The organism is Nocardia sp. NPDC050710, from assembly GCF_040654375.1.
In the GTDB taxonomy this organism is placed as follows: Bacteria; Actinomycetota; Actinomycetes; order Mycobacteriales; family Mycobacteriaceae; genus Nocardia.
Map to the genome: position 1 here is coordinate 30,873 of NZ_JBFAHV010000004.1, position 19,623 is coordinate 50,495.

The 19,623-nt window shown below is 66.4% G+C and carries 17 protein-coding genes; 16 read left to right on the forward strand and 1 reads right to left on the reverse strand.

What is annotated here, in order from left to right; translation table 11 throughout:
* Nucleotides 1–6 precede the first annotated feature (6 nt).
* From AB0H61_RS10125 to AB0H61_RS10200, 16 genes are all read left to right on the forward strand, one after another.
* Nucleotides 7–873, forward strand: a complete 867-nt coding sequence (locus AB0H61_RS10125; protein ID WP_357301410.1) for a DUF6760 family protein — start codon at nt 7–9, stop codon at nt 871–873.
* Nucleotides 863–2,032 carry a hypothetical protein gene (locus AB0H61_RS10130; RefSeq protein ID WP_357301412.1) on the forward strand — a complete coding sequence of 390 codons (1,170 nt, stop codon included), beginning with the start codon at nt 863–865 and terminating at the stop codon, nt 2,030–2,032. The genes AB0H61_RS10125 and AB0H61_RS10130 overlap by 11 nt, the downstream gene beginning before the upstream one ends.
* Nucleotides 2,029–2,865: a Pvc16 family protein gene (locus tag AB0H61_RS10135; protein ID WP_357301414.1), complete on the forward strand. Its 837-nt coding sequence runs from the start codon at nt 2,029–2,031 to the stop codon at nt 2,863–2,865. The genes AB0H61_RS10130 and AB0H61_RS10135 overlap by 4 nt, the downstream gene beginning before the upstream one ends.
* Complete coding sequence (locus AB0H61_RS10140) at nt 2,862–5,051, forward strand: ATP-binding protein (protein WP_357301417.1); 2,190 nt, start codon at nt 2,862–2,864, stop codon at nt 5,049–5,051. Before AB0H61_RS10135 ends, AB0H61_RS10140 begins: the two co-directional genes overlap by 4 nt.
* Before the next feature lie 254 nt (nt 5,052–5,305).
* Nucleotides 5,306–6,310, forward strand: a complete 1,005-nt coding sequence (locus tag AB0H61_RS10145; protein ID WP_357301420.1) for a hypothetical protein — start codon at nt 5,306–5,308, stop codon at nt 6,308–6,310.
* Between the two features lie 36 nt (nt 6,311–6,346).
* Nucleotides 6,347–7,687 carry a DUF4157 domain-containing protein gene (locus tag AB0H61_RS10150; protein WP_357301423.1) on the forward strand — a complete coding sequence of 447 codons (1,341 nt, stop codon included), beginning with the start codon at nt 6,347–6,349 and terminating at the stop codon, nt 7,685–7,687.
* A 22-nt stretch (nt 7,688–7,709) separates the two neighbouring features.
* Nucleotides 7,710–8,423, forward strand: a complete 714-nt coding sequence (locus AB0H61_RS10155; RefSeq protein WP_357301426.1) for a hypothetical protein — start codon at nt 7,710–7,712, stop codon at nt 8,421–8,423.
* A 45-nt stretch (nt 8,424–8,468) separates the two neighbouring features.
* The gene (locus AB0H61_RS10160; RefSeq protein ID WP_357301428.1) at nt 8,469–8,966 is read left to right on the forward strand and encodes a tail protein X; all 498 of its coding nucleotides are present in this window, start codon (nt 8,469–8,471) and stop codon (nt 8,964–8,966) included.
* Between the two features lie 9 nt (nt 8,967–8,975).
* The gene (locus AB0H61_RS10165) at nt 8,976–10,106 is read left to right on the forward strand and encodes a contractile injection system protein, VgrG/Pvc8 family (RefSeq protein ID WP_357301431.1); all 1,131 of its coding nucleotides are present in this window, start codon (nt 8,976–8,978) and stop codon (nt 10,104–10,106) included.
* Complete coding sequence (locus AB0H61_RS10170) at nt 10,106–10,750, forward strand: phage baseplate assembly protein V (protein WP_357301434.1); 645 nt, start codon at nt 10,106–10,108, stop codon at nt 10,748–10,750. Before AB0H61_RS10165 ends, AB0H61_RS10170 begins: the two co-directional genes overlap by 1 nt.
* Nucleotides 10,751–10,753: 3 nt before the next feature.
* Entirely contained in the window at nt 10,754–11,236 is a 483-nt protein-coding gene (locus AB0H61_RS10175) for a hypothetical protein (RefSeq protein WP_357301437.1), read from the forward strand.
* A gap of 22 nt (nt 11,237–11,258) precedes the next feature.
* Nucleotides 11,259–11,621: a GPW/gp25 family protein gene (locus AB0H61_RS10180; RefSeq protein ID WP_357301440.1), complete on the forward strand. Its 363-nt coding sequence runs from the start codon at nt 11,259–11,261 to the stop codon at nt 11,619–11,621.
* A gap of 9 nt (nt 11,622–11,630) precedes the next feature.
* A complete protein-coding gene (locus tag AB0H61_RS10185; protein ID WP_357301443.1) occupies nt 11,631–13,187 on the forward strand; it encodes a baseplate J/gp47 family protein in 1,557 nt (518 codons plus the stop codon).
* Between the two features lies 1 nt (nt 13,188).
* On the forward strand, nt 13,189–15,210 hold the full coding sequence (locus tag AB0H61_RS10190) for a hypothetical protein (protein WP_357301446.1): 2,022 nt from the start codon (nt 13,189–13,191) through the stop codon (nt 15,208–15,210).
* Nucleotides 15,203–16,453, forward strand: coding sequence for an IPT/TIG domain-containing protein (locus tag AB0H61_RS10195; RefSeq protein WP_357301449.1), 1,251 nt, complete (start codon nt 15,203–15,205; stop codon nt 16,451–16,453). Before AB0H61_RS10190 ends, AB0H61_RS10195 begins: the two co-directional genes overlap by 8 nt.
* Before the next feature lie 68 nt (nt 16,454–16,521).
* Nucleotides 16,522–18,192, forward strand: coding sequence for a hypothetical protein (locus tag AB0H61_RS10200; RefSeq protein WP_357301451.1), 1,671 nt, complete (start codon nt 16,522–16,524; stop codon nt 18,190–18,192).
* 11 nt (nt 18,193–18,203) lie between these two features.
* Here AB0H61_RS10200 and AB0H61_RS10205 read toward each other — a convergent pair whose 3' ends face one another.
* On the reverse strand, nt 18,204–19,478 hold the full coding sequence (locus AB0H61_RS10205) for a diaminopimelate decarboxylase (protein ID WP_357301454.1): 1,275 nt from the start codon (nt 19,476–19,478) through the stop codon (nt 18,204–18,206).
* Between the last annotated feature and the right edge of the window lie 145 nt (nt 19,479–19,623).

Here is a 19,623-nt window from a genome sequence, read left to right on the forward strand (position 1 = left end):
ATGTTGGTGGACGAGTTGCCCGGCGGCTATTGGGACAGCGATGGCAGGTTGCATCGCGGCTTCGAGCTGGTGCCGCTGACCGGCCGCGACGAGGAGTCGCTGGCCGGTGCGATCGGCGCGCGACCGGCTACCTTCGTCACCGAGGTACTCAGTCGCTGCGTCGGCCGGATCGGAGCCATCAGCCCGGTTTCGGCGCAGGTCGCGCGGGAACTGCTCGTCGGAGATCGTCAGTACCTGTTGCTTCGGTTGCGTGCGGCGACATTCGGGGAGCGGGTCCGCGCGCATCTGATCTGCCCGTGGCCGGACTGCGGTAAACCGGCCTCGCTGGATTTCTCGATCGCGGATGTTCCGGTGACGTCGGTGGCCGAGCGCGCGCCCCGGCACACCATGACGGTTTCGGACAACTCGGAGCCGCTCGAGATCGAGTTCCGATTGCCCAACGGTGCTGATCAGGAGGCGGTTTCGGGATTGCTCGGGACCAACGAGGCGGCCGCGTTGACCGCATTGCTGGCGCGTTGTGTGGTCCGGATCGGATCGCGCACGCCGCCGGACGAGCAGCAGATCGCCGCTCTATCCCCGCGAGCCCGGTTCGCGATCGAGGAGCGAATGGCCGCACTGGCGCCACGAGTCGACCAGACCATGCACACCGCATGTCCGGAGTGTCATCGAACATTCGTGGCGCCGTTCGACATTCAGCACTTCTTCTTCGGCGAGTTCCGCACCGACAACGACACGCTCTATCGGGAGGTGCACTACCTCGCCTACCACTACCACTGGAGTGAGCACGAGATCATGGGGCTCACCCGCGACAAGCGGCACAGGTATATCGATGTGCTGGCCGGAGCGCTGGAGGAGTACGACGATGGCGGGTGAGGGATACCTCCGCGGCGTGCTCGCCGATGGGGCGCGACGGTTCCGGTATCGCAATGAGGTGCGTACCCTGCTCGGGCTGCCCGATGAGGTGGGCGAGCGGGTCAGCTTCGCGCCGCCGATGCGCGGTGGATTCGTCGGTGTGGCGCGCTCGGGGGAGTTCGCGGCGGAATCGGGGGCGGCACCTGCGGCCCGGCGTAGTTCGCTGCCCACGTGGATTTTCGACGTGGACACCGCGGTTGTCGATAGTGATGCCTCGGCACGCGACACGGTTGTGTCGCGTTCGGCCGAGTCCTTCGACGCGTGGGCGGCGGTCCCGATAACCGAAATCCCACCCCGCGTAACCACCTTCATCGAGCATACGGATAGGCAGGACGTACGGCGGCACGGATCAGGGGTGCCGTCGACCGACGGTGATGCCGGAAGCAGTGCGATCCCATCGACTGCCCCGCCGACCGCCGGTGACCGTGGAACTGATGGTGGTGCCGTGTACTCGACTGTTCCGCAATGGATCTCACCGTCCGCGCCACCCGCGGGCCTGGATCGATCGCAGCAGGATCCGGTGCCTGTCACACCGGAGTATGTCGCGGGAATTCGGCATGTCGATCGGATACCGGGAGACAGTGCGCCGGTGATCTCTCACGGCAGTGCCCCGGAGACGACGGAGTTACCCGGCCGTGCGGCGTATGACATGGGACGTACGATGCCGGATGCTCGTGCCATCCCAGCAACGGTGGCGCCGCCTGTCCGCGACGCGGCGGCGGCACCAATGGTGCGACCCGGCGGATCGGCGGCGGCCGATCCGGGGGAGGCGGACACTCCGCCGATGCCTGATTCTGCGGTGTCACAGGGTGATTCGCCACGACGGAACCGTTCCGCAGTCGGCTCGGTGCGCCCGTCCGAACACCGACCGGCCTCCGCACGCACCGTATCGCCGCGGCCGGTGCGTGGTCCGGCGACGGGTACGTTCCCAACCGTCGACGATGCCGACATGCCGGAGTGGTCACACCCACCGAACCGAGCGAGTGAGGATCCGGCCGCAGCCCCGCCCCCGGTCGTGCGGGATATCGTCGTCGCCCGGACGGCCTCGGCGCACGACGGCGCCATCGCCTTCTGGGAGCGCCGTTATCTCAGCCTGCTGCGATTGCGGAGCCTCCGATGAGCGCGTCGACGGCGATCGGCACGGTCAGTACGTCGCTGCGGAATCTGCTCGTCGGCGAGATGCAGCTGCGACCCGCGGTGGAGGTCACGGTGTTGGCCCCCGACGAACCGGGTGGAAGCCGCCGGATCAACCTGTTCCTCTACCGGATCGCGGAGAACCCGTACCTGAGGAATCAGGACTTCACGGTGCGCCCGGGTTCGCCCGATCAACTGGTACCGCCGCCACTTTCGCTCAACCTGTACTACCTGCTGACCGCGTACGCACCCAATGACCAAATCAATGGCAACGCGGCCGCGCACCAGCTCCTGGGCGAGGCCATGCGGGTGTTCTACGAGCACCCCGTCGTCCCTGCCGTGCACCTCGATCCCGAGTTGTCGGCGGCGCGCGAAAACCTGCAGATCGCCGCAACGACACCGGATCCGGAGGAGATCAGCCGGATCTGGACCACCTTCGCCAAGCCCTTCCGGATCTCGGTGTTGTATCAGGTATCCACGGTCCAACTGGATCGGCTGCCCGGCGCGGCACAGCCGCTGCCCACGCGCGTGCGCCGTATCGGTGTGGGGGAGGTGCGCGCACCGTTCCAGCCGCCCGTGGTCACCGGCATGACGCCGTCGGGAGGTCTGGCGGGCACCGAAATAACCTTCACTGGAACATATTTCGCTGGTCGAAAAGCTCACGTTGTCATCGCCGAGCGCACGATCTTCGCCGAACAGCTCACCGGTGATTCGTTCACGGCCATACTGCCCGCCGATCTCCCTCCCGGCCTATACGACATGCAGGTCGACGTCTCCGGACTGTTCCGCCGCACGTTCCTCTTCGAGGTGCGGTCATGACCGGCACCGTATATCGAGAGAATTTCGATCACCTCGCCGACGAACTGCGGCGCCTCGACCTGATGATCCGCATGCGCGCGAGCACTCTACGGCTGCGCAACCGCGAATTCGCCGAGGAACAGATGGCTCGCGCGGTGTACATCAGCGAACAGGAAGTCGATTGGCTGCTCGCGACCGATTCGGACACCGGGACGACCGCGGTGCCCGAGAGTCTGCTCTCGCGGCTGCGCGCCCTGTCGGAAGATATCGAGACCGGGGTTCACGGCAGTCTCGAGCAGGGGATCTGGCTCGCGCTACCGATGCTGGGGCGGCTCTTCGGGCTCACTTCGCTCGAACTGGAGGCCGTGGTGATCTGTCTGGCCCCCGAACTGCGCCGCAAGTACGACCGGCTGTATGCCTATCTACAGGACGACATCACACGCAAGCGTCCCAGTGTCGACCTGATCGTGGAGTTGCTGTGCGCGAGCGAACCGGAAAGGTGGCGCGCCCGTATCTGTTTCACCGAGGCCGCCCCGCTGTTGCGGGCGGGCATCCTGCGGCAGATCGATGACCCGGGCAGCCCGTCCGGATCGTCGGGGCTGGCGCAGTTCCTGGCTCTGGACCCGCAGATCTGCCAATTCCTGCTGGGCACGGCCGAATTGGATCCGCGCCTGATAGATGTCGCGGAACTGAACCGTTCCGCGCCGCAGCCGTCGCCGCCCGTCGTGGATCCAGAACTCGTCGACGGCGTCGCCCGGCTCGTCGAGCGCCGACTGGACGCCGCGGGACCGCGGCATAAATCGGTGTTCTACCTCAGTGGTCCCGCCGGTGTCGGCAGACGTGAGCTGGCGCGACAGGTCTGCGATCGATGCGGCATAGCGTTGCTCTCGGTGGAGGTCGACGCGCATGCCGCCGAATCGGCGCGGTTATTGCGGCTGGCGATGCGCGACGGTCTGCTGCACCAGGCGGCGGTGTTGATCCTCGGTGCGGATGCGTTGGTGCACAACGAGAACCATGCGCTGCGTACGGCGCTGTCGACCGCAATCGCGGACTTCGGCTGGCTGGTATTCCTGATCGGCTCGTCGGAATGGGCGGGCGGTGACGAGCTGGGTGGTGTCGTGGTCCAGCCGATTCCCTTGGAGTTGCCGGATATCACGCGGAGCGCGGCGATCTGGCGCTACCACCTGTCCGGGCAGTTCACGGATACCCCGGGCTGGGCCGAGCAATTGGCATCGCGGTTCCACCTGCCGCCGGCGCGCATCAAGGCGGCCGCGGAGCTCGCCGAGAACGACCGTCTCCGATCCGCCGCGCCGCGGGAGTTGGCACTCGCCGACGTCTCCGCCGCATGCCGTCGGCAGTCCGACCGGAAGCTGGGAGACCGGGCGGCCAAGGTACGCCCGGTGTGCGGGTGGTCCGATCTGGTCCTCCCACCCGACCGCATCGGCTTGCTCCGGGACCTCTGCGCACAGGTTCGCCACCAGCATCGGGTCTACCTCGACTGGGGATTCGGCCCGAAACTCAACCGCGGCAAGGGCATCAGCGCGCTTTTCACCGGACCGCCCGGTACCGGCAAGACCATGGCGGCCGAGGTGATCGCCGCCGACCTCGACCTGGACCTGTACAAGGTGGACCTGTCCGGTGTGGTGAGCAAATACATCGGCGAGACCGAAAAGAACCTCGCACACATCTTCACCGAGGCCGAGGCCGGTAACGCCATCCTCTTCTTCGACGAGGCGGATGCGCTGTTCGGTAAGCGCACCGAGGTATCCGACGCCCACGACCGCTACGCCAATATCGAGACCAGTTACCTGCTGCAACGCATGGAGGACTACGACGGCGTCGTCATACTGGCCACCAACTTCCGGCAGAATATGGACGAAGCGTTCACCCGCCGCCTCCGCTTCATCGTGGACTTCCCGTTTCCTGCGGCAGACAGCCGGAAGCGCATCTGGCAGCAGCTGTTTCCACCGCGAGCCCCGCTCGCCCCCGACCTCGATTTCGAGGCACTCGCGCGCGAACTCCCGGTGGCGGGCGCAACCATCAGAAATATCGGCCTGAACGCCGCCTTCCTCGCCGCCGCCGACGGCGGCACCATCGACCGCGGTCACGTCCTGCGCGGAGCCCGCCGGGAATACGAGAAGATCGGCAAGCTCTGGCGGGAAGCCGATAGTGGTACCCCGGATTCCGTGGGGGGACAGCAATGTTGATCTACGAACACCCTCGGCAAGTCCGGCGCACGGCGCTGATCCCCGGCGCGCCGGCTGCCCCGGTCACCCGCGATTCGGGGCCGTTCACGCACCGCGATCTCGGCAACGACTATGTCCAGCGAAGCGCTGCCCCGGCGTCGACCCGGCCACTCATACAAAGACAACCCGCCAACAAGCCCACCGAGAAATCGACGGCGCAACCGGCATCCGAAGCCTCGGGTGCGCCGAAGTCCACGGACTTCCGCAGGATCACGATGGAATTCGACGGTGCGGATCTGATCGTATTCGGCGATGGTCGCGAGATCTTCCGATACTCGGGCCAATCGGGACGGCCAGGACCGCTGTCGGAGAAGGACGCCAAGGAATGCGGGGCCGACCCGGTGACCGACTCGTATATGAACGACAAGCGGTTCGTCGGCGTCAAGGACCACGGCCCGATTCCGGAGGGCACCTACGTTTTCGCGGGCAGCCAGATCGAGCGATTCGACTTCGGCGAGCGCCTGCGTCTCGGTCTCGGCGGCATCGTCGGACAGCAGAACGTGACGGTGCACGGTCGGCCGGTGCACGCCGGTGACTGGGGGACCGGCCGGGTTGCATTGCGCCCACTGGGCAAAGTGCGACCGGGTCCCTGCGGCGACCCGAACGCCCGCGGCGACTTCTTCCTGCACGGCGGAATCCTGGCGGGCAGCTCGGGATGTATCGATATCGGCAACAGCGGATTCGATCGCGTGACGGAATTCCTGGCCGGGGATCGCAGAGCGGTCACGGTCACCGTCGAATACAAGCGGCCCGCACCCTCGATCGGAGTCTTCACCGGCCTGTCCGGCGCGATCGCCTACGGCAATGTGCGCATCGGCCAGGGACCCTCGCTACGCCTCGGCGCCGAATTCGCGCCGACGGGTACGCGCGGTGTGCTGTCGCCCGGCTATGACCTCGTATTGCAATGGGCCGGTGGCGCATTGACCGCTGGGGCGCGGCTCGATATCCCGTTCAGCGATAAGGAAGCCTTCGTCCGTGCCGGTCTCAGCGGCGGTCTGGACTTCCGGGTTTTCGGTCCGCTGTTCGGTCGTTTGTTCGGCGGCTACGACTGGGACCTCACCGGTGCGACCCGTACCCGAGGCCCCGAAGCGGGCGCGGCCCTGCGCCTCGACCTCAACCGCTACCAGCTCGAAGTGATCTACAACGTGCTCCGTCCAGCGGCGGATGACGAACGAGTCCACCAAGCCCTGGTCGGGCTCGGCTTCAAGTTCGGTCGATGAAAGGGGTGTGCAATGTTGACCAGACAGCAGAATCGGATGTCGCAGCGATCGGTCGATTCGCCCACCACGACGCATGATTCGAGGCATGCGGGCGGCACATCGACAGCGCCGGATGCGGTGTTGCGGCGCAGCCTCGGCAATGACCACTTGCGGAGTACCGACCCCGATCGAGAACCCTCGGCCGCACGCAATCCGGACCGTTCCGCGAGCGGCGGTTGCGGGATGGGCAGTTGTGGCGGCTGTGCGGTGGGTCGAATCCAACTGAAGCTGATGGCCGGACCGGTCGATGACGAATACGAGCGGGCCGCCGACAAGGCTGCCGACGAGGTCATGAGCGGGGAAGGCCGACGACCGGTGCTGTCACGGCTACGCGATCCACAACCGCTCGATCCACCACTGCAACGTGCCTGTCACGGCTGTGGTCCGACCGGTCACGGCCGACTCGACGACGAATCCGAGGAACGCGTACAGCGGCGCGCCGATACGCCGGACCCGTCCCTGACTTCGGGTGGCCCGATTGCCGAATCCGCCCAGGCCGAGATCAGCGCACTGCGCGGTGGCGGTGCGCCGCTGGCTGCCGCGGATCGGACCTACTTCGAGACTGGCTTCGGGAGCGACTTCAGCCAGATCCGCGTGCACACCGGCGCTCAGGCCGGTGCCGCTACCCGCGCGATCGGCGCCCGGGCCTTCACATCCGGGCACGATGTGGTGTTCGGTGATGCGGAATATCAGCCGGGCACGGCATCGGGCCGATGGCTTATCGCCCATGAACTGGCGCATACCCTTCAGCAATCCGAGATGCCCGGATATCTCCAGCGACTGACGATTACCCGGCACACATTGACCTCGGGCGCATGCGGTGAACGCAATGTCGAGTGGGTGTTCAGTCTCGATGCGGCCGCGCCCGCGGACGGCTACATCGTGCAGCAGGTCGAGAATTTCGAGTTCGTCCGCGCCTGTCCGGAACCCGCGATCGGTCCGTCCGGCCCGATCGGAAAGTTCTGGGAGGCGTGGCCGGTCCGCCAAGGCGCGAAGGTGGATTGGACGACCGTGCGCGACAGGTGGACCGATGGGAGCACCCGCCCCGGCAGGCCGGGGCGTAATGGCAGAGATGTCGCCGTCGGCACCGTGAAGTTCTTCACCAAGGCGGTGACCGGAGATCTGGGTGACTTCAATGTGGCTCCGGCCGATCCGAGTAGCGCGTGGGGGCCCGGGAAGGTGCGCACTTCCGGCGCACTTCCCTCGACTCCGACCGAGCCCTCGTGGTGGAGCAAGAAGCCGACCGAAGGTCCGGCCACCAGATCGGCCTCGTCGGAATGGGATTGCTGTGGCACGGACGCGTCCAAGCATATGAGCACGGTGAAGGCGACGCCGTGATCCGGCGAAAGGATGAACGACGATGACCGATGGATTCCCCAATAAACCGAAGATTCTGCGGGGTGCGTTCGTGGAGTTCGGGTTGAGTCTGCCGCCGCTGATTGTGGTGTTCCAGTTCAATCCGGTTCAGCTGACGCGCAATCGGGGGCTGACGTTCAGTTTTCCCGGGGCGTCGAACGGTGCCGGGAGCGGCGGGTCGGTGGAGCGGACGTTGCGGAAGTTCCACGGGGACAAGGCCAATGCCAATCTGCTGAACTTGCAGAAGAACCAGTTGGTGACGGTGCAGGAACAGACGATCGGATTCGATATCCGGCTGGACGCGACCGACAAGCTCGACGACGGGGATGGGATCACCGAGGAGTTCGGGGTGGCGCCGCAGATCGCCACGCTCGAGTTGATGGTGACGCCGAAGGCGGAGAGTCTGATCGGGGCCGCGGTCAGCGCGCTGTTCGGGAAACCGAAGGGGTTCAGTTTTACTCGCGGCGCCAATCCGCCGCTGGTGCTGTTCATCTTCGGTCGCAAGCGGGTGCTGCCGGTGAATATCAACAGCATGAATATCACCGAGACGGAGTTCAGTACGCATTTGAATCCGGTTCGGGCCACGGTGGCGGTGAGTCTGACGGTGATCGAGGGCGGCAGTGTGCCGTATTCGTACACGCGAGCGCTGACCGAGGTGATGTCGGTGCTGAATCTGGCCAACATCGCCGATGTCGCCGATGTCGTCATACCGGGGTGAGCGCATATGTTCGGTACGAGTTCGCGTTATCGGAAAGTCCCGGATGTGGCGGTGCCCGATGCCACGGGTCGGGTGGTGCCCGCCAAGGGGATTCGGCCGTTACCCGAGGTAGCCGGTCGGCTCGACCACACGCTCGCGGCGGGTGACCGGCTGGATCAGCTGGCGTTCACCTACTACGGCAGGGCGCTGGATTACTGGCGCATCTGCGACGCCAACCCCGAATTCCTCTCGCCCCTCGCTCTGATCGGCATGGAACCCATTGGCACGACAGAGTTTCCGGTGAAGTCGGCGGTGGCCGATCCGCCCTGGGCGCGACTGCTCGCGGCATTGGCCGACACGGTCGGGGTGGAGGGAGTCACGCTGGTGACCGAGGCGACGAGCGTGCCCGGGCGACATACGGTGGCGGTGACACACAATCGGGCCACCATCGATGTACCGCGGCTGGCATCGGCGATCGACAAGGCCGGTTTCGAGCCGGGCCCGCCGGTGCAGCGCGGACAACTCGGGCGGTCGATCGCCATTCCGTCTCCGGTCGGTGAGTAGGTGATGGCGATGAAACACGACAGTCTGCGCGTGGAAATCGACGGGGCCGAGATCGAGGACCTGTACCGGGACCTGATGAGCCTCGAGATCGAACTCGACGATCAACTGGCGGCGATGTTCCGGATCACCGTGGCGCTGTCACAAAGTCCCGACGGGTCGTGGCCATATCTGGACGACCCTCGGTTCTCGCTGTGGCGCCGGGTGGTCCTCACCGCGGGCCTCGAGGACGACGAGCAACAGCTGATCGTCGGTTACATCACCCATCTGCGCCCGACCTTCGGGACGGGCCTCGAGCAGTGCCGCCTCGATATCTGGGGGATGGACGCCACCGCGCTGATGGACCGGGTGGATCGGCTGAAGGATTGGCCGAATAAGACCGACAGCGATATCGCGACCGAGATCTTCCAAACCTATGGACTCACCCCCGAGGTGACCGGCACCGATATCGTCCACGACGAGGAACTGTCCACCATCATCCAGCGCGAGACCGACATTCAGCTGCTTCGGCGGCTGGCGCTACGCAATGGCTTCGAATGTTTCGTCGACGGCGACACCGGTTACTTCCGCACACCGGCCGTGGACACCGCGCCGCAGCCGGTCCTCTCGGTGCTGTTCGGCGCCGAGACCACAGTCAACCGGTTCGAGCTGGAGGTCAACGCGCTGGCGCCGGCCGATGTGACGATGTGTCAGCTGGATCATGTCAGCGGCGAGGTGCTGACGGCGCAGGCGCAGCGGGGGCGCCAGCCCGGTCTCGGCGCCGAACCGGCCTCCAGCTACCTCGGTCCGGGCATGGAGCCCGGACTGGTGCAGATCGGACGGACCGTCACCACCGGGAATCCGGAGATGTCCGCGCTGTGCGACGGTCTGCTCGATCAGGGCTCCTGGTTCGTGACCGGCCGGGGTGAGGTGGCCGCGAACCACTACGGCAGCATCCTGCGCCCGCGCGCCACGGTGACGATCAAGGGCGTCGGCGAGGCGCACAGCGGGGTCTACTACGTCACGCACGTGACCCACCGATTCACGGATGCGGGCTATCTCCAGTCGTTTCAGGTCAAGCGAAATGCGCTGATGCCCACTGGGGACGAGGATTTCGCGGGCGAGGCGGGCGGGTTGCTCGGCGATCTGGTGGGAGGGCTGTGATGGTGGAACTGGAACGTATCGTCGCTGATCTGGTCGAGCGGTCCGAACGGCGCTTCTACGGTAAGTACCGGGGGATCGTGGTCGATAACGAGGATCCGGCTCGCCTCGGCAGGCTCAAGGTCATGGTACCCAGCGTGCTCGGTCCCGATGTGGTGACCGGCTGGGCCACGGCGTGCGTTCCGTACGGCGGCTCGGCGGGCAACGGCTTTCTCTTCATCCCCGAGTTGCGGGCCGGAGTGTGGATCGAATTCGAGGAGGGCGATCTCGAATTCCCGATCTGGGTCGGTACCTACTGGTGCAAGCCCGGCGGGAACAGCCAGGCGCCCAGACCTCGGTTGGACGACGGCACCGAAGCCGGTGATGTCCAGCAATCCCCCACCCGCAGGATCATCACGACCGTCAAGGGGCACACGTTGCAGTTCGAGGATGCCGACGGCTCGGAGACGGTCGTGGTGCGCGAAGGCACCCGGGGGCATTCGATCACGATGAACAAAGACGGCGTCAAGATCGTCGACGCCACCGGCAATGCTCTCGAAATGTCCGCCGAATCAATGACATTGACCGCGAAGGTGCCATTGACCATCGACGCGGCCGGACAGCCGGTCAGCATCGTCGCCGACTCCATCGACCTGAGGAAGGGGTGAGCCATGGGCAAACTCGTCATCGTCGAGAAGGACCCGGTGCGCGGCACCGACACCCACACGGTGTCGGGCACCGACAGTAGCGCCCCGCCCGTTCCGTACGCGGGCACCGGGGATTTCGAGTACAACGGCGCGATCACCGATCGGCTGAGCGACTTCGTCAGCATCGATGGCACCCCGGTCGCACTGCTGACCAGCGCAAGCACCCTGAACGCCGGGGAGGATCAGCCGCCCGCGGGCAAACACAGCGGGCCACAGGGCGGCAACTTCACACCGCCCACACCGGCGCCGAACAAGGCGACATTGCAGATCACCGACAAGCCGCTGGGCGCGGGCAGCCCGAGCGCGGGCGCGGGCAGCTCGGTCCTCTCGGTCGACGGCACCCGAGTCCTCCTCGACGGTGACCACATCGATACCTGCAGCGGCGTCGGCGCGACGGCGGGCTCGTCGGTGACCGCTGCGGGCCAGAGCTTCGTGACGGCGTCCTGAATCACGAGAACGGAAGTGCGATATGGCAACCGGAACGGGATTTCCCTTCGACGTCAACGCGGACGGCGTCATCGATCTGGAGCGCGATGAAGCCGCCGGTCTGCGCGGGAAGATCATCCAGGTGCTCTTCACCACCCCCGGTGAACGCGTCAATCAGCCCGAATTCGGCTGTGGTCTCCTCAATCTGGTCTTCGACCCGAACAACGAGATCATGGCGGCGGCGATCGAGTTCACCGTCGGGCAGGCACTGACCCGGTGGCTCGGTGACGAAATCGTGGTCGGCGGCGTCGACGTCCGGCCGTTCGATGAGACGGTGACGGTCGAGGTGGCCTATCTGCGCCGCCGCGACCTCTCCCCACAGCGCGTCCGGCTGCGGTTCGGATAGGGGGCGATCATGGCAGAGATCGAACAGGTGAACGGGCGACCCGTCATCGACTATATGGCACGCGACTACAACAGTCTGCTGTTCGCGATGCGAGAGCAGATTCCGCGGTTGTTGCCCGAATGGCGGTCCTACACCAACGAAGCCGATGTCGGCAATGTGCTGCTCGAGCTGTTCGCCTACCTGGGTGACATCCTGAGCTACTACCAGGACCGGGTCGCCAACGAGAGCTTCCTGGCGACCGCTCGTTCCCGCCGCAGCGTCATCGAACACCTCCGCCTGATCGGCTACGAGCTGGGCACCGCCGCGCCCGCCGCCGCGGCCTTGGATGTGACTGTGCCCGCGGCGGTTACCGCGACCGTCACGATTTCGAAGGGCGATGCGTTCGCGACCAAGAGCCGACCCGGGCGTCCCAGCACCCGCTTCGAGTACACCCGTGAGGTACCCATGACGATCGACTTCGGCACGCTCCCGGTGGACGCGTCCGCGCACCGGACCTTTCCGGGTGTCCCGGTGGAAGAAGGGCGGCTGATCCGTGACGAACTACTCGGCACCTCGGACGGATCCGCCCGCCAACGCTTCGCCCTGGTGCATCCGCGCGTGCTGCTGCGTCCACCGGGTCCCACCACCGACGGCGGTGGGGATGTGGTTGTGGTGACCGACCTCGCGGGCACCAAGACTGTCTGGACCCGCCGGGACAGTCTTGCCTTCAGCCGGGCCGACCGATTCGACATCGTGATCGAGGTCGACGACGAGGACCGGGCCACCGTCGCATTCGGCGACGGCATGCTCGGCGCGATTCCACCGGCGGGCGCGCGCATCGTCGCGTCCTATCGCGTCGGGGGCGGACAAGCGGGCAATGTCGCGGCCGGGGCGATCCAAACCCTCGTCGACGCTCCACGTCTCGCGCTGCTCGGTGCCACCGTGACCAATCCGGTGTCGGCGAGCGGCGGGGCGGAGCGCGAGAGTATCGAGCATGCGGTCGAGCACGCGCCCGCGGTGTTCCGATCGCTGCGCCGCGCCGTCACCGCGGGCGACTACGAAGCGCTGGCCCGCAATTTCAAAGGCGTCGCGAAGGTTCGCGCGGTCAGCTCCGCGTGGAACGTGGTGACGCTGTATGTCGCGCCCGATGGGCGAGGCAAGGTCAGCGATGTACTCGAGGCGGGCCTGAAGGGCTACTTCGAAGACAAGCGGATGCTCACCCAGATTGTCGAGATCGCCGATGTGGACTACGTCCCGATCTATGTGACGGCCGAAATCGGCGTGCAGGGTTTCTATGTGCGCGCCGAGGTCGTGGCCGCCGTCCAGTCGGCCGCCGCCGAGCTACTGCGGTTCGACCGCGTCGATTTCGGACAGACGGTCTATCTCAGCAAGTTCTACGAGCAGAGCCAGGAAGTCCCCGGCGTGCAGTTCGTCAATATCGTCGAGTTCGGGCGGGACCGGCCCGGCGCCATCGTCGATCCGCAGGGCACGATCGAGCTGGGTCCCGACGAACTCGCCATCACCCCGTCCGAGAAGGACTACGCGGCGGGCATGCGTGTCGTCGTGATCGACCGGAGCGGGGGCTGAGATGCGTCTCGTCCATATCGCCGCGACCGCCGATCCCGCGGGCAATCGCATCAACTTGAGCTGGGACTTTCCGGAATCCGCGCCGCCGGGTGCCGGTGTGCGAGTGGTCCGCGCGACGATCGGGTATCCGCTGACACCGGATGACGGCGTCACGGTGGCGGAGGGCGCCGGACTTCGTACGGCGCACGACTCCGCGCTGCACGGGGAGCAGACGTACTACTACGCCATATTCCCCTTCACCGGGACCCCGGCGCGGTTCGAACCGGATCCGGGTAATCGGATCAGTGCCACGGCAACCGCCCGATACGACTTCGCGCATCAGATGTACGACCTGCTGCCCTCCATCTACCGGCGCTACGATGCGCGCTCCGATCGGCTGCGCCGCTTTCTCGACCTGCCGGGCGCGCAATTCGATCAGCTCTACAGCCTGACCCGCGCGGCCTTGCGGCTGACCGAGGTGGATAGCGTCGATGCCGCACTGCTGCCGCTGCTGGCCCAGTGGATCGGGTGGCGGACCAACTTCGGGCTCCCGATCGATCGGCAGCGCACCGAGATTCGGCACGCGCCGTGGCTCTATCGGATCAACGGTGTGATTCCGGCGCTCGACGCGACCGTGACCAGGGTCACCGGCTGGCCGAACCGCACCAAGGAATTCGTGCACAATGTGGCCCGGACGAATCGGCCCGAGCGGTTGAACCTGTGGTCCGTCCGGCGTGCGGCCGACGGTACCTGGGCCGCACCGGCACTGCTGTCGGTGAACGACGCCTACGAGGGCCGCCCGGTGGTGGTGTCGCTGCCCGATAGCTCCCGGCTGCTGATTTTCCACACCCACCGCAGGCACGGCTGGGATATCTGGGGCAAGCGTTTCGTGGACGACTCCTGGCAGCCGAGCGAGCCGATCGTGGACCGGCCCGGCATCGATCGGCATCCGAGCGTGGCGCGGCAGGGTGATCGGATGTGGCTGTTCTGGGAGACCTATATCGATTCGGAACAGAATGCCGTCGAGGGGATTTGGCGCATCGCCTCGAGTATCGGCACCGATCGTGGGTGGTCGCCGGTGGAACTTTTCGGCGATCCGGCAACCGAACGCAGACTGCCCGCGACAGTGGCCGACAATGCGGGCGGGGTCTGGCTGAGCTGGCTCGAGCGCGACACGGGCGGTTGGTCGGTCCGATACAACCGGCACGACGGCACCCGATGGCAATTGGCCGAGCCGGCCACGATGCCCGCCGATGGCGGCGATCAACCACGGGTGCAGGAGGATCCGGTACTGCTGTTCCACCCGAGTAGCGGCGCGGGACGGTTGTTCCTGTTCTGGACACGGCGGGAGCCCGGTGGTCCGGCAGGCGGAACGCGGTGGACGGTGGCGTATCGAAGCAAGCAGAGCCTCGATCCCGCGGTCGCGGACTGGTCGCCGATTCGCGTACTGCCCCGGGCCGGTGCGGGCGAATTCCATGATCGCGAGCCTGCGCCGACGGCATTGGCGGGCAATGAGATCGAGTTGTTCTGGAGCTCGACCCGCGCGGGTGGTTGGTCGGTCTTCCGCAGCGTGCTCGACACCGGCGCGTTCACCTGGGCGCCCGTGGAACGGGTCACCGCCACGCCGTTTTCCGAGCGTGCCCCGGTAGCCGTCGGATCCGGCTCGAATACGACGCTGGTCTTCCGGTCGAATGCGAGTCTGCGCCCCGACGACCTGCTGGTGTCCGACAATACCTTCGACGGCGCACGCACCCTGGACCAGCGTTACGCGGGCACCACCACGGTGGACACCGGAAATGCCGGAAAGCTCTCGCTACAAGGCAGTTTCGAGGATTTCCAGACCTACACCAACGATTCGGGCGTGGCCGGGGTGCGCAGCGACGGCGACCGCATCGCCCGCGACACCGTCGGGCTCTTCCTCACCCCGACGGTCGCGGAGTCGGAGCAGATCGACCTCGCGATATCCCGGTTGCGCAGCGTGCTGGGTGAATTCCTGCCGGTCACCACGCGCGCCGTCATCGCCAAGGAGCTTCCCGATGAGTGACTTTTCCCGGCCGCCGCTGGAACTGTTGCAGTCCAATCTGCAGAAGGGTTACGTCGGCTTGCACATCGAGCAGGGCGTACCGATCCTCGACCGCGATCTCAATCTGCTGCACGACCTTTTGGCCGCCGGGCTGCGCAATCTGTTCGCCCGATATATCGGTGACGGCGTCGCGGCCGGTGCCGACGGGTTTGCGGTACAGGCACTGCCCAGCGGCCAGAACCGGCAGGACTTCCGGATCGCCGCCGCCGAAGGCGGGGCGGGTTCGCTGCTGGTCGGAGGAGTCGAGGCGAGTATCGCGCAATCGATCCGATACGGCGAGCAGACCGGCGTGCCCGCCTTGACGACACCCGGAGCCGCACCGGCGGATCCGAGGGTCGACACGGTCTACCTGGACGTCTTCCTGACCGACGTGGACGCCACCACGGATCCGGATCTGAGCAATGCGCTCGATGTCGGCATACAGACCGCGATCAGGCTCAAACCCGCCTGGACGGTCCGGGTCGCCGAGGGTGCCGCGATTCCGAAACCGAAGGCGGGACACAATTTCTCCCCGCTCGCGCAGCTACGCCGACCTCGCGGTGTCGACACCATCGAACCATCGATGATCACCGACCTGCGCCAGCGCGGACTCGGCTTATCCGATCTGCTGCGCCGCCTCACGCTGATGGAACGGATCCTGATCCTGCCCGCGTTCACCGCCCCCGCATTCACTCCGCCGCGCGGCATCATCAACCAGTTGATCACCATCAACGGCACCAATTTCACCGTCGGGGGCGCCGCCAATGTCACCGTGCTGTTCGGTGATCGTGCCGTCACGCCGACCACGGCGTCGGCGACCCAGTTGCAAGCCCGGGTTCCGGCCGAATTGCTCCCGACCGGAACAGCATTCGTCGACGTCAAGATCACGGTGCGCACCGCGGGTGGCTCGGCGGTCAGCGATGAGACCTTCCGGGCCGCCAGAGTGGTGCCGATGCCGGCCTTCGATACCCCGCCCTTCCCGCCCAATGGTCTTGTCGGTCAGAACATCCGCATCACCGGAACCAATTTCGGCTGGGCGCCGGTCACGGTGAAATTCGACAGCACCGAAGCACCGGTGATCGGCACCCCGTCCGATACGCAGATCGAGGTGATGGTGCCGCCCGGCCTGGTGCCCGCGGGACAGGTGCGCGATGTCCGCATCAGGGTGACCACGGCGGGCGGCGGCATCCTGAGCAACGAGTCCTTCCGAGCCATCGGCGCCTAGCCGAGACCACCGGCGGATATACGAAAACAGCAGCGACAGTTCGTTGATCGAGTACAGAGGAGTTGATCATGGCATCACTGATCGGACAGGATTCGACGAGTAGCGGCTTCGACCCGGGGTTGCAGACTCCGCCTATATCCTTCGGGGTGTGGGGCGACAGCGGCGACGGTGACGGCGTCATCGGCAGCAGCACTACCGGGAGCGGGGTCTTCGGCCGATCCGTCGACGCGAACGCCGCCGCGGTCCGCGGCATCAGCCTGCAGGGCACCGCGGTCGACGCCGCCAGCTCCGCCGGGACCGCCGTACACGCCAAGAGCGGACCCGCGGCAGGCGGTACCGAGGCATTTCTGGCCAGCCCCAGCCACTCCGGGGATTTCCGGGGTCCGGTGCGCGCCTCCGGTCCGCTGGAGGTAGCGGGTTCGGCGAGCTTCGGTGGGAATGTCAGAGCGACCGGTACGGTCGAGGCCGGGGCGGGGGCCTTCACCGGCAATGTCACGACGACCGGTGCGCTCGGGGTGAGTGGTGCGGGTACCTTCGGCGGGAATGTCAAGGTAACCGGCCCGCTGGATGCCGGGTCCGGTTCTTTCACCGGAAATGTGAAGACGACCGGTGCGCTCGAGGTGGGCGGGAACCTCAAAGCGAAGGGTTCTCTGGAAGCCACCGGCGTCGGATCCTTCGCGAGTGATGTCCACATGTCCGGCGGGCTCGATGTTGCTGGGAAGCTGGGGGTGGGCATCACCGATCCGACCCATCCGCTGCAGGTCGCAAGGGTTCGCGGGATCCGCCAGAACGAGCTCTACCTCAGTGGCGGCGTCGGCTGGAGCAGCCTGAGCTACAACGCCTTCCACAACAGCGCCAACAACAACTGGGAGTTTCCGGATCCCAGCCGCAAGGCGGTCACCATCGAGATGGACGACAACGGCGGTACGCCGCGCTTCCAGGTGTGGAGTACCACGAGTGGGAACACCACCGGATGGCAGCCCCGGCTCATGGTCGACGGTGAAACTGGGGTGGTGAGCATTCCACACAGCCAGCTGTCGGTGAACAATGACAAGCCGGCGACCGACTTCTCCTCCGCGAACGCGATATGCGCGATGAGTACGCACGGGAACGGCGTGTTCGCGAGTGGCGGCAATTTCGCGATAGTCGCGAGCGGCAAGTCATCGCTCGGTGGCGATACCGATGTGCGTGGTGTCCTCACCGCGAATGACAAGCAGTTCCTCATCGACAGCCCCGCCGATCCGGAGCGCAAGACGCTCAGCCATGCCTGCGTCGAGTCCGATGAGCGCTGCAATGTCTACTCCGGCAATGTCGTCCTCGATGACGACGGCACCGCCCAGGTCGAACTGCCGGACTGGTTCTGCTCGCTCAACACCGATTTCCGATATCAGCTGACCTGCATCGGGCAGTCCGCCCCGGTGTATGTTGCCAAAGAGGTCGCCGCGAACGCTTTTTCGATAGCGGGCGGATGTGCCGGCCTGAAGGTCTCCTGGCAGCTGACCGGAATCCGTGACGATGCCTGGGCGCGGGCGAATACCCTGCGGGTCGAGCGGGAGAAGCCTGCCGAAGAGCAGGGGTATTACTTGAATCCCGAAGCCTTCGGCCACGACGTGACACGCAGCGTGTACTACAAGCGCTTCGAGGCGCTGGCCGAACAGTATCCGCACCAAGCCGAGCAGGTGCTCCGGAACTTCCGTCGGGGCGTGAACGCTCCGGAGGATTCGACGGGAACCTCATAGATCGGTGGCCGTCAGCCCGCGTCGCGGTCGAGGAGGTTCGGTTCGCGGCGCACCAGTTCCTCGGAACGGCCGCCGCGTACCGCGATGATCGGCAGGCGCGTGTTGCCGCGGCCGGACTGGTATGCGCCGGTGCAGGGGACCGCGAGGAGTTCGCCCGCACGGAGGTCGGCGGGCAGGCGGATGTCGGAGGCGAGGATGTGGTCGCCGGCCATGCCTGCGATGGTGACCGAGCAGAGGGCACCGGTGACGAGGCGGTCGGCGATTGCCGGGGCGGTGCCGATTGCCGCGGTAACGAGCGGATCCGGTCGGCCGCTGTCGATGACGATCGAGGTCTGGCCGCCGTCGTTGCGCTTGACCGAGCGCACCCGATACAGGGTGATGCCCGCGCGGGCCACGATGCCGCGGCCCGGTGTGAGGGCAATGTTGGGGCGCGGGAAGCGGTTTCGGGCGCAGGCGGCGTCCAGGGCGTCATCGATGATGTCGGCGAGTTCGGTGAGGTTCATCTCGGCGTCGCCGCTGCGGTAGGCGACCGCATGACCGCCGCCGAGGTCGAGAGCGGTGAGGACGCGGCCTGTGTCACGGCGTATCTGGGCCATCTCCGCGACCATGCGGCGGATCGCCTCGCCGTAGTAGTCGGGGTTGTAGAGCTGCGAGCCGAGGTGGCATTGCAGGCCGATCAGCTCGAGCATCGGCGACTGCGCGATCCGTTCGATGGCGGCGGCGACCTCGTCGATCGGGATGCCGTGTGGGCCCTCCCCGCCCGTGCGCACGGCGGGGTCGACTCGGAGCAGCACTCGTTGCGGGCGGGTGGCGACCCCACCCAGCAGGTCGATCTCGGCGCCCGAGCTCACCGCAACTCGCCCGACGTGGCACGCGACCGCGGTCTCCAGCGCGTCCAGATCCTCGCCGCTGCCGTGCATGATGATCCGATTCGGGGCGACTCCGGCGGCGAGCGCCACCGCCAGCTCACCGGCGGAGCGCACCGCGATCGAAAGACCTTCCTCGGCAACCCAACCGGCGACGGCGCGAACCGGCAGCGCGGACCCGGCGAACACGATCTCGGCCTCCGGGAACACCCGCCGGTAGGCGCGGCACCGGTCGCGTACCTCCCGCTCGTCCAGAACGCAGCTTGCGGTGCCGAACCGATCGGCGATCTCGGTCAGCGCGACGCCGCCGACGGTGAGCCGCCCATCCGCCGCGTAACGAGCACTGCGCGGCCAGATCGCGGCGTCCAGACGTGTCGTCGATCCCGGCCGCGGTGACGAGAAGAAGTCCAGCAGCGTCACGAATGCCTCCTGATTCCGCATCCCGCTCCGGTGCGCGCGAGATCCATCCAGGACTACCCGCCGCGCTCGGACGGCGGCCGTCGCTTGGCGCAACCTTGACCACTGCCGCGCCGATTTTTACGTCCCGCTGATGCCGGCATCCGCC